Raw genomic sequence first — 14,381 nt, 5'->3', positions numbered from 1 at the left:
CCCAGCAGCAGCCGAACGCATCGTGCGCCGGCTGCCCGCTGTGCGCGCCGGCGTCGGTCCACTCGCGCATCGCCGCCAGCGCGGCGCCGATGCGATCGGCATGGCCCTGCTCGGTCTTGCCGCCCTGCGACAGGGTTGCCGCCAGCGCCTCGCAATCGGCGCGCAGCGCCGCATCGCCGATCGCCTGCGCCAGCACGTCGATACGCGCGTCGTCGCCCAGATCGGCGGCCAGCCGCTCGGCGGGATCGTCATCGGGCGCATCCTCGCGCATCGCCCACCATTCGCTGCGCGCGTGGAACATGGCGTCGAGCAGCGCGCGCGCCGAGAACTCGCCGATCGCATCGACCAGCCGCTCGTAGGCTTCGCGGTATGGCGCCGCCTCGGGCGCCGACAACCCGCGCCAGAACGGTGCCCAGGCCTCGCGCTTCATGCGCAGCGCATCCTCGCGCAGCGCCGCGCCGGGCACGATGCCGGAGGCCAGCGGCGCGCCGCGCAGCAAGGTACCGAACCAGCCGTGGAAGGTGTCGATGGCGATGCGGCCCGGGCTGGCCAGCACGCGCGCATGCAGCGTACGCGCGCGAGGCAGCGCGGCGCGCGCCGCGTCGGGCGACAGTCCGCGCTGCTCCAGCGCGGACAGCACCTGCGCGTCGGTGCCGCGGGCCAGTTGCGCCAGCACGTCGAGCAGGCGCTCGCGCATTTCCTCGGCGGCCTTGCGCGTAAAGGTGATGGCGAGAATCTGGCTCGGCTCGGCACCGGCCAGCAGCAGGCGCAGCAGCCGCGCCACCAGCAGCCAGGTCTTGCCGCTGCCGGCGCAGGCCTCGACCACGACGGAGCGCGCCGGATCGCAGGCGGCGCGCGTGAATTCCGCTTCGCTGACGTCTTGGCCGTCGCGCAGATAGGCGTGCACGGTCATGCCAGCAGTCCTCCTTCCTGGTCGCTCGATGGCGCATTTGCTGGTTTGTTCGTTTGATCTTCCATCGGTGCGGACGGCCTCGGGGGCGCGTGCTCTGGTGCGTGCTCGTGCGTGTATCCTGGCGCTGCTGTCACCGCCTCCGGCAACGCGGTCGACTGCCAATATCCCTTGCGGCACAGCCCGCGCGCATTGCACCAGGTGCATGCCGCGGCGTCGCCGAAGGCCGGCAGCGGCGCCCCTTCGCGCAGGCGCAGCGCATCGTGCGTCAGCTGCTCCTGCAACCATGCCACCGCCTCGTCGAAGTCCGGCAGCGAGACCTCGCGGCGGCTTGCCGGCGAGGCGCTACGCGGCTCGTTGCGGCCGTCCTCCAGCGCGATCCAGCTGCCCGCGCGCGCATCGGCGCGCAGCAGGCCGTAGAACGGCAACTGGCAATCCTCCTGCGCATCGCGCGCCTTGCGCTTCAGGCGAGCGGCGCTTTGCGTCTTGTAGTCGAGCACCGCATGACGGCCGTCGCGATGGCGGTCGAGCCGGTCGATGCGGCCATGCAGCCGGATCGGCTGGCCGTCGCGCATCGGCAGTTCCGCGCCGGCGTCGAGTTCGCCCGCATGCCAGTACCAGCCTTCGCGCTCGCGCGCGGCCTGCCACGCGACGTACGAGGGCAATACCGCGAGCCAGCGGCGGTAGTAGCCGATCGCATTGCCGTCCTCGGCCATCACGCCGTCGAAGACCTCGCGCGAGACGGCCTGCAGATGCGCGACGCGGGCCGCATCGTCGCGCAGGTCCCGCGCCTGCACGTCGCGGTGATAGCGCAGCAGGATCTGGTGCAGCAGCTCGCCGATATCGCGCTTCTCGAGGTCGTCGCTGACCGCCTCCAGGCCAGCCAGGCCCAGCATGCGCCCGGCGAAGAACTGGTACGGGCAGCGGCGCAGCATGTTGTACGACTGCGCGCTCCAGCGCGCCGGGGCCAGTTCCGGCGCCGAGGGTGCGGGCATGCCGCCGACCTGCGCGATCGCCTCGTGCAGCGAAGGCGCGACGCTCGCGGCGATTGGCGCACCGGCCGCTTCGCAGTGCACTGCCAATCGTTCGAGCCAGCCCGATACATGCTTCGGTTCGCCGCGGCCGCCGAAACGCTGCCAGGTCATCACGACGTCGTCGTTGTTCAGCAGCACCTCGGCCAGATCGCGCGCCTGCTGCGCAAAGCGCGCCTCGCGATCCTCGAGGCCGAGCTCGCGGCGCATCTGGTTGGAGAAGAACATCAGCTCGGCCGCGGTCGACGGCAGTTGCGCGTCGTCGCAGCCGACGATCACCACACCGTCGAAGCGGCGCATCCGCGCGCCGTTCAGCGGCAGGATCGTGATGCGCGCGGCGGCGGGCTCGCTCGGCTCCTTGTAGGCCACCGCTTCGAGCAGCGCGGCCAGCATCGCGCGGAACTCGGCCAGCGTCAGCGTGGCGGTGGCGCTCGCCTCGTCGTCGGGCAGTTCGTCGAGCCGCGCCAGCGCGTCGAGCAGTTGCGCGCCGGCATCGTCGGCGGTCAGCGCGGCGCGCATGTCGAGCGCGTCGAGCGTGGCCTGCAGGCGCTGCAGCCAGAAGCCGACCGGACGCGCGTCGTTGCCGCGCGGCCAGGCTTGCGCCTCGCCGGCCAACTGGCGCAGCAGCGCCGCGGTGGCGGCCTGGGCCGCGGCCAGCACGGCCGCTTCCTCGTCGTCATGCGGGCCGATATCGGGCGCTGTGTCGGCGGTCCACTGCGCCTGTGGCGTCGCCGGAAAGCGCTGCAGCAGCCGGCGCCATCCGCCGGTGATGCCGTGGCGGCGCACCTGCCGCTCGAGCAGTGCGATCGCGGCGCCGCGCTGCGGCAGCTGCGGCAGGCAGAACGGGCTCTTGAGCAGGTCGAGCAGCGCCGCGGTATCGCCGTCGCCGACGACCAGATCGAACCAGCGCATCAGTGCGGCGGCGGCGCGCGTGGTCGACAGCTTCCAGCCCGTTTCGTCGCGTACCGGCGCCCCGGCGCGCGCCAGCAGCGCACGCGCGCGCCGCGCGACCACGCGGTCATGCGCGACCAGCGCCAGCTGCTTGCGGCCCTCGTTGAGCCAGCGCACCAGCTGATCGGCCGCGGCCGCCGCCTCGTCCTCGAAGCGCGCGCTGCCGATCAATCGCACGCGCGGGCGATCGGCGGGCAGGCGCGGCGCCATCAGCATCGGCAGCGACGGCAACGCGGACGTGTCGGCGGGCAGACGGCACTCGGGCCAGAGCCTGAGCAAGGTGCGATACCAGTTGCCGCGGCCGCCATCGTCATCGCGGCCGCCATCGCCGGCGCGATCGAAGTCGAAGCCGCTCGCCCCTTCCACAGCGCCGCCGCCTTCGTCATCGACTTCGTCGGCCTCGCCCTCGGCCGCCTCGCCGCTCCAGTCGTAGCCGATCTCCAGCACCGGCACCATGTCGGCGGCGGCGCGCAGGAAGGCCGCCTCGATCGGCGTCGGCGGAGTCGGCCCGAGCCATACCACCGGGCCGGTCAGTTGCTGGGCCAGCGCCTGCAACGCGCGCCGGCGCGCCGGCAGCGGATCGTCGGGTCCGGACAGCGCCTGCCAGAACGCCAGCACGATGCGCGCCTCCTCACCGAGGAAGCGCTCGGACAGATGCGCATAGCTGCGTTGCAACGCCTCCTGCAGCAGGCCGGCGCGATCCTCGGCCAGTACCGCGTCGTCGTCGCGGATGGCGGCATCCTCGAGCCAGCGCGCCGAGAGTTCGTCGCAGACCGTCAGCACGGTCTGCGCCAGCCCCCAGGCCGCCGGCTCGGTCTGCGCGCCGAAGGCCTGCCGCAACCAGTCCTGGCCGCGGATCGCCTGCTGCACCGCGAGCAGGCGCGCGGCGTGGCTGCGTACCTTGCCGCCATGCAGCATCGCGGGCGGGAAATCGAGCAGCCAATGGCCGAGCGTCAGGATCCGCGGCAGCAGCCGCGGCGCCCCGGATGCGCGCGCGGCGCGGTCCAGCGCCTGGCGCACGCCCGGAATCTGCGCCGCGGTCGGCACCACCAGATGCGCGGCGGACGCGCTCTGGCCGTCCTGCTCGCAGCGGTCGAGGAAATACCAGGCCGCGGCCGCGGCATTGTCGAGAAAGTCGCGGCCGGGGCGGAAGCGCAGCGTTGTCATGTAGCGGGGTGAAATGGCAGGGCCTGGCTGGCGGAAACGGTGGCAATCGGTGAACGTCGGCCCGCGTTCGGAGCTGGCGCATGGGCGCGCATGGGGGCGCGCATGGGGTGCGCATACGGGCGCAGCACATACGGGCGCGGCATGGCGACACCTCGACCCCATCCTGACGCCGCGCGGTCCTGCGCCGGCGTCACGCGATCGCGGCCGGCCTCAGGAGCGGTCGCCTTCGATGCGGGCGCGGATCTCGCGCGCGGTTTCGAGCAGTCCTTCGTAGCCGGAGCGCGCATGTTCGGGCAGGTCCGGATCGCCGACCAGCGTACCGAGCGTCTCGATGATGCTGTAGACAAGGCCCTTGGCCGCACCCACCGCGATGCTGTTCTCTTCGACGGCGGTACTCAGATGGGCCAGCGCATCGCCAAGATGCTCGGCGCCGGCCGATTCGGACCGTGCTTCGGCATCCGCCTCGGGCAACGGCCGGGAATCGCGCAGGGGATCGCGGATCGGGTCGCGGGTCGGGTCGCGGGTCGGATCGTCTTCGGGCGTCATGGTCATGGCCTGATCGATAGCAAGGGGCTGCGCCGGGACTTGTCCGGCACGTGTTCATTCTACGCGCGCCGTGCCCGCCCACGGCAACTACGAGCCAGTGCGGTGCCCTGCGCGCCTCGGGAAAACCCGAGGCGCAAGCATGCGATATTGACAAAATCTCTGGCGCCGATTGAAAGGGATCATTGGCTTCGCGGCGTCGGGCGCGGCAGAATGGCGCCATCCCTGGTACGAGGCCGATGCCGCCGGCGCCGGGACCGCACGGCACGCAAGCGTACGGACGAAGGCAGGCACGGTTGAAATCGAGGCTGCCGCCGCCATCTTCGATATTGCGAATCCGGGCGGCCAAACCGGCTAGCTCCGACCGGCGCAATATGACCGGCCCCGACGAGCCGCGAAAAAGTCGTGTAATGTAGCGGTTCGGCATAATCCAGCCTTTTGAAATCCCCGAGCGAAACCTGAGGTTTTCCGCCATGAGCGAACAAATCAAGTATGTGAGCGACGCCTCCTTCGACGCCGACGTCCTCCAATCCGACAAGCCCGTGCTGCTCGACTTCTGGGCCGAATGGTGCGGCCCCTGCAAGATGATCGCGCCGATCCTGGACGAAGTCGCCAAGGACTACAGCGACAAGCTGCAAGTGGCCAAGATCAACGTCGACGAGAACCAGCAGGTGCCGGCCAAATTCGGCATCCGCGGCATCCCCACGCTGATCCTGTTCAAGAACGGCCAGGTCGCCGCGCAGAAGGTCGGCGCGCTGTCGAAGTCGCAGCTGACCGCCTTCCTCGACGGCAACCTGTAATTGCCCTCGCGGCGCCGCGCAACGCGCGCCGCGACAGGCATCGCCGCCCTCCCGGGCGGCCACGATCCGACCGGCTCGCCGCCTCTGGTGCGCCGGTCGGATTGTGCTAAGATGCCCCCTACAACTTCCCCGAGCGTTCGCTCATTTCTTTCCCCTTCCTTTGCTTCTGCCCGTCCGGGCCCATCTGTACCCCTCGTCTATGCACCTGACAGAACTCAAATCGCTTCACGTGTCTGCCCTTCTCGAAATGGCCGCGACCCTCGAGATCGACAACGCACAGCGGATGCGCAAACAGGAACTGATGTTTGCGATCCTGAAGAAGCGCGCCAAGATGGGCGAAACCATCTACGGAGACGGCACGCTGGAAGTGTTGCCTGACGGCTTCGGCTTTCTGCGCTCGCCCGAAACGTCGTATCTGGCCAGCACGGACGATATCTATATTTCCCCCTCGCAAATCCGCCGCTTCAATCTGCATACCGGCGATTCGATCGAGGGCGAGGTGCGGACGCCGAAGGATGGCGAGCGTTATTTCGCGCTGGTCAAGGTCGACAAGGTCAACGGGCAGCCGCCCGAAGCGGTCAAGAACCGCATCATGTTCGAGAACCTGACGCCGCTGCATCCGAACCGGCCGCTGACGCTCGAACGCGATATCAAGGCCGAGGAAAACATCACCGGCCGCATCATCGACATGATCGCGCCGATCGGCCGCGGCCAGCGCGCGCTGCTGGTGGCCTCGCCGAAGTCAGGCAAGACCGTGATGCTGCAGCACGTCGCGCACGCGATCGCCAACAACCATCCCGAAGCCGACCTGTTCGTGCTGCTGATCGACGAGCGTCCCGAGGAAGTGACCGAGATGCAGCGCTCGGTGCGCGGCGAGGTGGTGGCGTCGACCTTCGACGAACCGGCGATCCGCCACGTGCAGGTCGCCGAGATGGTGATCGAGAAGGCCAAGCGCCTGGTCGAACTGAAGCGCGACGTGGTGATCCTGCTGGACTCGATCACGCGTCTGGCGCGCGCCTACAACACGGTGGTGCCGGCCTCGGGCAAGGTGCTGACCGGCGGTGTCGACGCCAACGCGCTGCAGCGTCCGAAGCGTTTCTTCGGTGCCGCGCGCAATCTCGAGGAAGGCGGTTCGCTGACCATCATCGCCACCGCGCTGATCGAGACCGGCAGCCGCATGGACGACGTGATCTACGAAGAGTTCAAGGGCACCGGCAACATGGAAGTGCACCTCGAACGCCGGCTGGCCGAGAAGCGCGTCTACCCGTCGATCAACCTGAACAAGTCCGGCACGCGCCGCGAGGAACTGCTGATCAAGCCCGAGATCCTGCAAAAGATCTGGGTGCTGCGCAAGTTCATCTCGGACATGGATGAAGTGCAGGCGATGGAATTCATCCTCGACAAGATGAAGGCGACCAAGAACAACGCCGAATTCTTCGACATGATGCGCCGCGGCGGCTGAGGCCGCGCCGGCCCGCTTCATCGCCGCATGATCAAGGCGCGCCGCGGCGCGCCTTTTTTCTTCCTGCACTGACCGCCATGCTCGCCCGCCTCGCCCGACTGCTGCATGCCCGTTCGCGCCAGCGCAAGCTGCGCCGCTACGCGATCGACGACGCGCTGTGGCAGCAGACCGTTTCCGCGCTGCCCTTCCTGCAGCGCTACGGCGCCGAAGACCTGGCGGCGCTGCGCGAGCTGGCCACGCTGTTCATCGCCGACAAGGAATATTCGACCGCGCACGAACTCGTGCTGACCGACGAGATGGTGGTCAGCGTCGCCGCGCAGGCTTGCGTGCCGATCCTGCGGCTCGGGCTGCAGTGGTATCGCGGCTGGCACGGCATCGTGCTGTATCCCGGCGAATTCATCATCCGGCGGACCGTCGAGGATGAGATCGGCCTGGTCCATGGCGTGGTCGAAGAGGCCAGCGGCGAAGCATGGGAGCATGGGCCCGTGATCCTGTCGTGGCCGGACGCGAGCCTGCCCGGCGCGGGGCTCGATGCCGCCGCGGACCATCCCGACGACACCTACAACGTGGTCATCCACGAGTTCGCCCACAAGCTCGACATGCTCGATGGCGAGGCCGACGGTGTGCCGCCCTTTTCGCGCGCGCTGCATGCCGGCGTGCAGCGCAGCCAATGGGCGCAGACGTTCGATGCCGAATACCAGCACTTTGCCGACGCCTGCGATGCGATGCCCGACGCCGCCTGGGACGAGTCCGAGCGCCTACCGGCGCCGATGCGCGTGATCGACCCCTACGGCGCCGAGGCACCGGGCGAGTTCTTCGCGGTGGCCTCGGAAGCGTTTTTTGTCGAGCCGGCGGGGCTTTCGCGGCATTGGCCGGTGCTGTACGGGCTGCTGAAGACGTTCTACCGGCAGGATCCCGCGTCGATGTGATTCATGCAGCATAAATCAACATCGGATCTTCGCGGCGCGATGTTTGTTGCACCTTGCCCAAGTCCTTGTTTCTCTGCCATAATCCGCGTTTGTCCGTCACCGGCAAGTGGTTCGCTCGCCGCCAGCCAGCGCAACACCGAATGGCCAAGCTTGGCCAGCACGAACAGGCGGCCGCGGACTGGCTACCCAACCTGCAAGGAAACACCATGAAAGAAGGCATTCACCCGAATTACCGCGAAGTCGTGTTCGTCGACGTGTCGTGCGACTTCAGCTTCGTGACCCGCTCGACCATCCAGACCAAGGAAACGATCACCTGGAAGGACGGCAAGGAATATCCGCTGGCCAAGATCGAAGTGTCGTCGGAATCGCACCCGTTCTACACCGGCACCCAGAAGATCATGGACACCGCCGGCCGCGTCGAGAAATTCCGCCAGAAGTTCGGCAGCAAGCTGGGCAAGGCCGCCGCGAAGTAATCCGGCGCTGGACCCAGAGACGGCGCCGGCAGCGCATCCCGCATGCCTTCTGCCGCCGTCCGATGCGCGCCTTCCTGCAGGAATCGGTGCACATTGTGTTAAAAGAGGCAGCCCAGGCTGCCTCTTTGCATTTGCAACGCGTGGGGCGCCGCGCTGTCTTCTTTCCGATGCAAGCAGTCAACCGCGCCCACCCGGTTCGGTGCCACGTCCGGCGCCATGCCGGCGCCAAACCACGCCGCCCAGTCCGCTGACCGATCGATGAGCCCCGTCAAAGCCTCCCGCGTCCACCTGACCGCCGCCGCCACCGGGGCGCTGCCCCGCGCGCTGCTGCTGGCGATCTGCATCATCTACGGTGCCGTCGGCCTGTTCGGCCGCGACCCGTGGAAGAACGAGGACGCCGCCGGCTTCGGCGTGATGTGGCAACTGGCCATCGGCGGACTGCACGACTGGCTGATGCCCAATATCGCCGGCCGGCCCTACGGGCAGGACGGCCCGCTGGTGTTCTGGGTCGGCGCGGCGATGATCCGGCTGGCGGGCGGCTGGCTGGGCGCGCCCGATGCCGCCCGGCTTGCCACCGCGCTGTTCTACTTCGGCACCTGCGCCTTCATCTGGTACGCGACCTATCTGCTGGGACGCCGCACCGAGGTGCAGCCCTTCGCCTTCGCCTTCGGCGGCCAGCCCAACGCCCGCGACTACGGCCGCACGCTGGCCGATGGTGCGCTGCTGATCTTCCTGGCCTGCGTCGGCCTGGCGATGCGCGGCCACGAGACCACGCCGCAGGTCGGCCAGGTCTGCTTCGTCGCGATGAGCCTCTATGGCCTGGTGCGCAGCCTCGACATGCCGACCCAGGGCGCGCTGTGGCTGGGCGCCGGCCTGGGCGCGCTGACGCTGGCCAGCGGGCCGATCCTGCCGCTGGTGCTGTTCGCCGCGATCCTGATCGGCGGCCTGGTCTGCAAGCCGCTGCCGCTGCGGCGCGTGCTGACGATCGCCCTGCCGATCGCGCTGGCGATGGTCGCCGCCTGGATGGCGGCGACCTATTTCGGCGCGGCGCAGCGCGACGAGGCGGTCAGCTTCATCCGTGAATGGTCGCGCTACGACCGCCGCACCTACAGCTGGCCGAACGGCTTCGCGATCGGCTTCGTCGCGCGCAACTTCTTTCTGTTCTCGTGGCCGGTGTGGCCGATCGCGATCTGGTCGTGGCTGAGCTGGGCCGGCATGCGTCGCAGCCCTCATGTCGCGCTGCCGCTGGCACTGCTGCTGCCATTGTTCGTGCTGCTGCTGATGCTGCGCCAGCCCGGCGACGTGCAGTTCATCCTGCTGCTGCCGCCGATGGCGGTGCTGGCGGCTTTCGGCCTGCCGACGCTGACACGCGCGACGATCAATGCGATCGACTGGTTCGCGCTGCTGTTCTTCACGATCTTCGGCGGCACCGTCTGGTTCATGTGGCTGGCCAAGACGACCGGCTGGCCGCCGCGGATCGCCAACAACATCTTCAAGCAGCTGCCCGGCTACCTGCATGTGTTCTCGGTCAGCGCGGTGCTGTTCGCGCTGGCCGCTACCGCGGCCTGGGTGCTGGTGGTGCGCTGGCGGCTGTCGCGCGCGCCCAAGCAGATCTGGCGTCCGGTGGTGATCTCGGCCGCCGGCACCACGCTGATGTGGGTGATGGCGATGACGCTGTGGCTGCCGTCGATCAACTACGGCAAGACCTACCGCGACGTCGCCGAGGCCGCCTCGATGGCGCTGCCCTCGACCTACGAATGCGTGCAGCCGATCCGCATGGGCGACGCGCAACTGGCCTCGTTCGCCTTCTTCGGGCATTTCCGCTTCGGCGGTCCGGAGGACGGCTGCGACGTGCTGCTGCGCCACGATCCGGTCGACTACGGCGAACCGTCCAGCATCTCGCGCTTCGAATGGCGCCTGATCTGGGAAGGCCGCCGCCCGTCGGACCGTGACGAGCGCTTCCGCATGTACCAGCTGATCGAAAAACCCGCGGTGCCGCCGCGCAAGAGCACGCGCCGGCTGCCGCGGCAGCCTTGATTCCCCGCCGCGGCGGCCGTGCCCGCCCTTCCCGCGCTGCCGGGGCTTATCCCGTCCGCCCCGGCATGTTCGCGCAGCCGCGCGGCCAGGCCTTGCGCGGCGCCCTCGAACGACCATGACCCTGACCCAGGACCTTCGCCGCATTGCCGCGCTGGCCGGCCCCGTGCTGGTGGGCCAGCTGGCCGTCATCGCCTTCAGCGTGATCGACACCATCATGGCAGGCCGCGCGTCGGCCACCGATCTGGCCGCGGTCGGGCTGGGCGGATCGATCTACGTGACGGTCTACATCAGCCTGATGGGGGTGCTGCAGGCGCTGGCGCCGATCGCCGGCCAGCTTTATGGCGCCGGCCGCCACGCCGAGATCGGCGTCGAGGTGCGGCAGGCCGCATGGCTGGGCCTGGCGCTCGCTGTGCCGGGCATGCTGCTGCTCAGTTTCCCCGGGCCGCTGCTGGCGTTCGCCAAGGCCCCGCCAGAACTGGTCGACAAGGCCACCGCCTATCTGCATCTGCAGGCGTTCGGCCTGCCCGCGGCGCTGGGCTTTCGCATCTATTCGGCGCTGAACAATGCGCTGTCGCGCCCGATCATGGTGACGCTGCTGCAATTGCTCGGGCTGGCGGTCAAGGTGCCGCTCAATGCGTGGTTCATCCATGGCGGGCTGGGTCTGGCGCCGATGGGCGGCCCGGGCTGCGCGCTGGCCTCGACGCTGATCAGCTGGATGTGGTGCCTGTCCGGCGTGCTGATCCTGCGCCATGGCGGCGCCTACCGGCCGCTCGGCATCTTCGCGGCGTGGAGCTGGCCGATGCGCTCGCACCTGTGGGCGCTGCTGCGGCTCGGCGTACCGATGGGGCTGACCTATCTGATCGAGATCACCTCGTTCACGCTGATGTCTGTCTTCATCACGCGGCTGGGCACCGTGACGCTGGCCGGGCACCAGATCATCGCCAACCTCGGCGCGGTCGCCTACATGCTGCCGCTGTCGCTGGGCATCGCCACCTCGACGCTGGTGGCGCAGGCGGTCGGCGCGCGCGACCGGGCCGGCGCACGCCGTGTCGGCTGGCGCGGGATCCGGCTGGCGGCGGCACTGGCGCTGGCTGTCGGCGCGACGCTGTGGCTACTGCGTGCGCCGGTGCTGCAGGCCTATGCCAGCGATGCGGCGGTGGTCCAGGCCGCGCTGCCGCTGGTGACCTTCGTCGCGCTCTACCAGGCCTTCGACGCCGTGCAGGTGACGACCGCCTTCGTGCTGCGCGCCTACAAGATCGCGCTGGTGCCGACCGTGATCTATGCGGTATCGCTGTGGGGAATCGGCCTGGGCGGCGGCTATCTGCTGGGATTCGGGCTGATCGACGGGCTGCCGGCCTTTACGCGGGGCGCGGCCGGTTTCTGGCTGGCCAACAGCCTGAGCCTGGCGATTGCCGGTGCGCTGCTGGTGTTCTATTTCATTAGGATCAGCGAGGAGCGCAGCTGAGGGCGAGCGCGGGCGGAACCTGGAGACATGACCAGCGCCCCACTCCGCGCTTTCCGGCAAACCAGGCGACAAAATCCCGCGACCAATTCCCGCGACCAAAAAGAAAAACCCGCATGGCGTTAACCATGCGGGTTCAGTTTTGGCGGAGTGGACGGGACTCGAACCCGCGACCCCCGGCGTGACAGGCCGGTATTCTAACCGACTGAACTACCACTCCTTAGTCGGCTTATCGATATTGCCGCACCGAAGTGCAGGCTTTACCGATAATCTGGACGTTTGATTACGCCCATTATCTGGCGTCCCCTAGGGGATTCGAACCCCTGTACTCACCGTGAAAGGGTGATGTCCTAGGCCTCTAGACGAAGGGGACAGAAACCTGTTTTTCAACACGTTCCGTCTTGCTTCGATCATCGCGGCGAACCGCTTGATCGAAACGGATAACACCGGACTGCTGATGTTATCGCTGGAATTTTGGTGGAGCTAAGCGGGATCGAACCGCTGACCTCTTGCATGCCATGCAAGCGCTCTCCCAGCTGAGCTATAGCCCCATGTGTACTGCCGTCGCCGTTATTGCCACCGGCGTTTCGCCTTTTGTTTCAGATTATCGTTCGTTTTACCGAAGCGATTATCTTGTCGTTTCCAGCGAAGCCAAGATTATATAACAGCCTTGCTTTTTTGCAAGCCCCTATTTCACTTTTTTACTGCTTCGGTTGCCGTCGAAATCGCTTCGGATATTCGCCGCCAAACCGCTGCGGTACTGCCGTGATGCCCGCTTGGTGTTGAACCGCGCTGCAGGGAGAAAGAGATTATGCGCAAGTCGCGGCGAAAGCGCAAGCCCCCGCCGCAACTTTTTTGCTGGATCAGGCACTCACGCCGGCCTGCAGCCGGCGCAGCACGGTGTCGCGGCCGATCAGTTCGAGCACTGCATCGATGCTGGGCGTCTGCAGCTGGCCGACCACCAGCAGCCTCACCGGCATCGCGAGCTTCGGCATCTTCAGGCCGAACTCGGCCAGCACCGCCTTGAACTCGGCCGAGATCGCCTCGCGCCGCCATTCGGCGAGCCCTTCCAGGCGCTGGGCCAGCGCGCGTACCGCCGGCGCGATCTCGGCGGTCAGATGTTCTGCCTTCAGCGCCGGATCGGGCTGCGGCTCGCCGCGATAGAACAGCAGCGCGGTCTGCGCGACCTCCTTCAGCGTATTGGCGCGATCCTTGACCAGCGCCACCACGCCGACCAGATCGGCGCCCTCGACCTTGCCGCCCAGCTGCTCGATGAACGGCCGCGTCAGTTCGGCCAGGCGCGCGTTGTCGCCGACCTTGATGTAGTGGTTGTTCAGCCAGGCCAGCTTTTCCGGGTTGTACTGCGCCGGCGACTTGCCCAGATGTTCCAGGTCGAACCATTCGACGAACTGCTCGCGCGAGAAGATCTCGGCGTCGCCGTGCGCCCAGCCCAGCCGCGCCAGATAGTTGAGCACCGCCTCGGGCAGATAGCCTTCGTCGCGATAGGCGGTCACCGCCATCGCGCCATGGCGCTTGCTCATCTTCTCGCCGTGCTCGTTCAGCACGGTCGGCAGGTGCGCGTAGACCGGCGGCGTACCGCCCAGCGCGCGAATGATATTGATCTGGCGCGGCGTGTTGTTGACGTGATCGTCGCCGCGGATCACATGGGTGATCTTCATGTCGAGGTCGTCGATCACCACGCAGAAGTTGTAGGTCGGCGTGCCGTCCGGCCGCGCAATCACCAGGTCGTCGAGCTCGTCGTTCGAGATCTCGATGCGGCCCTTGACCGCGTCGTCCCACACCACGCTGCCGCCGATCGGGTTCCTGAAGCGGACCACCGGATCGACGCCGGCCGGCGGCGTCGGCAGGACCTTGCCCGGCTCGGGCCGCCAGAAGCCGTTGTAGCGCGGCTTTTCGCCCCGCGCGCGCTGCGCCTCGCGCAGTGCATCGAGCTCCTCGGTGCTCATGTAGCAGGGGTAGGCCAGGCCCGCGTCCAGCATCTGCCTGACCACCTCGCGATAGCGGTCCATCCGCTGCATCTGGTAGAACGGGCCCTCGTCGATGTCCAGGCCCAGCCAGTCCATGCTCTCGAGGATCACGTCGACCGCCTCCTGCGACGAGCGTTCGACGTCGGTGTCCTCGATGCGCAGGATGAAATCGCCCTTCATGCGACGGGCGAAGGCCCACGGATACAGCGCGGAGCGGATATTGCCCAGATGGATGAAGCCGGTCGGGCTCGGGGCGAAGCGGGTGCGGACGCGTGTGGTCATAGAGGGGAAGAACCGGGGAAGACTGCGGAGATTCGCGGAAAAACAGCCCGCGCAACAGGGGGCGCGGGCGACGATTCGAAGCCGGTCATTGTAGCAAAGGCATCAGTCAGCGCTGACTGATGCCGGCCGCGGCCGCTACGGATGATCGGGCCGCTGCGCGGAATCATTTATGCTATCGCCCGGTCTGAACGGCTGCCGCCACCGGCGGCCGTCGGAGCGCGACGCGCCGGCACGCCGGCCCCGGGGTCCTGCCCTTTCCTATTCGTATTCCCGCATGCAACGACGTACCTTCCTGAGCGCGGCGGCGGGCGCCACCGCGGCGTCCCTGCTCGCAGCCTGCAGCCTG

11 protein-coding genes and 3 tRNA genes are annotated in these 14,381 nt (G+C 68.0%); 7 read left to right on the top strand and 7 right to left on the bottom strand.

What is annotated here, in order from left to right:
* The 3 genes from B551_RS02120 to B551_RS02110 form a co-directional block, all read right to left on the bottom strand.
* Positions 1 to 913: UvrD-helicase domain-containing protein (locus B551_RS02120; RefSeq protein WP_043436891.1), on the bottom strand; the 913-nt coding region annotated here is incomplete at its 3' end.
* Positions 910 to 4,059 carry a PD-(D/E)XK nuclease family protein gene (locus B551_RS02115; RefSeq protein ID WP_023263382.1) on the bottom strand — a complete coding sequence of 1,050 codons (3,150 nt, stop codon included), beginning with the start codon at positions 4,057 to 4,059 and terminating at the stop codon, positions 910 to 912. The genes B551_RS02120 and B551_RS02115, both read right to left, overlap by 4 nt.
* A gap of 210 nt (positions 4,060 to 4,269) precedes the next feature.
* Positions 4,270 to 4,611, bottom strand: coding sequence for a hypothetical protein (locus tag B551_RS02110; RefSeq protein ID WP_006578222.1), 342 nt, complete (start codon positions 4,609 to 4,611; stop codon positions 4,270 to 4,272).
* Between the two features lie 163 nt (positions 4,612 to 4,774).
* On the opposite strand from B551_RS02110, the gene B551_RS02105 reads away from it, so the two are divergent.
* The 7 genes from B551_RS02105 (at position 4,775) to B551_RS02075 (ending at position 11,768) form a co-directional block, all read left to right on the top strand.
* A complete protein-coding gene (locus tag B551_RS02105) occupies positions 4,775 to 4,960 on the top strand; it encodes a hypothetical protein (RefSeq protein WP_006578221.1) in 186 nt (61 codons plus the stop codon).
* Positions 4,961 to 5,075: 115 nt separating this feature from the next.
* On the top strand, positions 5,076 to 5,402 hold the full coding sequence (gene trxA, locus B551_RS02100; protein ID WP_006578220.1) for a thioredoxin TrxA: 327 nt from the start codon (positions 5,076 to 5,078) through the stop codon (positions 5,400 to 5,402).
* Positions 5,403 to 5,601: 199 nt separating this feature from the next.
* Positions 5,602 to 6,864 carry a transcription termination factor Rho gene (gene rho, locus B551_RS02095; RefSeq protein WP_006578219.1) on the top strand — a complete coding sequence of 421 codons (1,263 nt, stop codon included), beginning with the start codon at positions 5,602 to 5,604 and terminating at the stop codon, positions 6,862 to 6,864.
* 77 nt (positions 6,865 to 6,941) lie between these two features.
* Entirely contained in the window at positions 6,942 to 7,793 is an 852-nt protein-coding gene (locus B551_RS02090) for a M90 family metallopeptidase (RefSeq protein ID WP_006578218.1), read from the top strand.
* Positions 7,794 to 7,999: 206 nt separating this feature from the next.
* Positions 8,000 to 8,266, top strand: a complete 267-nt coding sequence (locus B551_RS02085; protein ID WP_006578217.1) for a type B 50S ribosomal protein L31 — start codon at positions 8,000 to 8,002, stop codon at positions 8,264 to 8,266.
* 258 nt (positions 8,267 to 8,524) lie between these two features.
* Positions 8,525 to 10,303 carry a glycosyltransferase family 39 protein gene (locus tag B551_RS02080; protein WP_023263381.1) on the top strand — a complete coding sequence of 593 codons (1,779 nt, stop codon included), beginning with the start codon at positions 8,525 to 8,527 and terminating at the stop codon, positions 10,301 to 10,303.
* A 115-nt stretch (positions 10,304 to 10,418) separates the two neighbouring features.
* On the top strand, positions 10,419 to 11,768 hold the full coding sequence (locus B551_RS02075) for an MATE family efflux transporter (protein ID WP_023263380.1): 1,350 nt from the start codon (positions 10,419 to 10,421) through the stop codon (positions 11,766 to 11,768).
* A 140-nt stretch (positions 11,769 to 11,908) separates the two neighbouring features.
* Here B551_RS02075 and B551_RS02070 read toward each other — a convergent pair.
* From B551_RS02070 to gltX, 4 genes are all read right to left on the bottom strand, one after another.
* Positions 11,909 to 11,985, bottom strand: a tRNA-Asp gene (locus B551_RS02070).
* A gap of 77 nt (positions 11,986 to 12,062) precedes the next feature.
* Positions 12,063 to 12,138, bottom strand: a tRNA-Glu gene (locus tag B551_RS02065).
* Positions 12,139 to 12,240: 102 nt separating this feature from the next.
* Positions 12,241 to 12,316, bottom strand: a tRNA-Ala gene (locus B551_RS02060).
* Positions 12,317 to 12,628: 312 nt separating this feature from the next.
* Positions 12,629 to 14,035 carry a glutamate--tRNA ligase gene (gene gltX, locus B551_RS02055; protein ID WP_006578216.1) on the bottom strand — a complete coding sequence of 469 codons (1,407 nt, stop codon included), beginning with the start codon at positions 14,033 to 14,035 and terminating at the stop codon, positions 12,629 to 12,631.
* Positions 14,036 to 14,381 lie beyond the last annotated feature (346 nt).

Source organism: Cupriavidus sp. HPC(L) (assembly GCF_000307735.3).
Lineage (GTDB): Bacteria > Pseudomonadota > Gammaproteobacteria > Burkholderiales > Burkholderiaceae > Cupriavidus.
The sequence above is the reverse complement of the archived record's forward strand: the minus strand, read 5'-3'. Positions and strand labels throughout refer to the sequence as shown.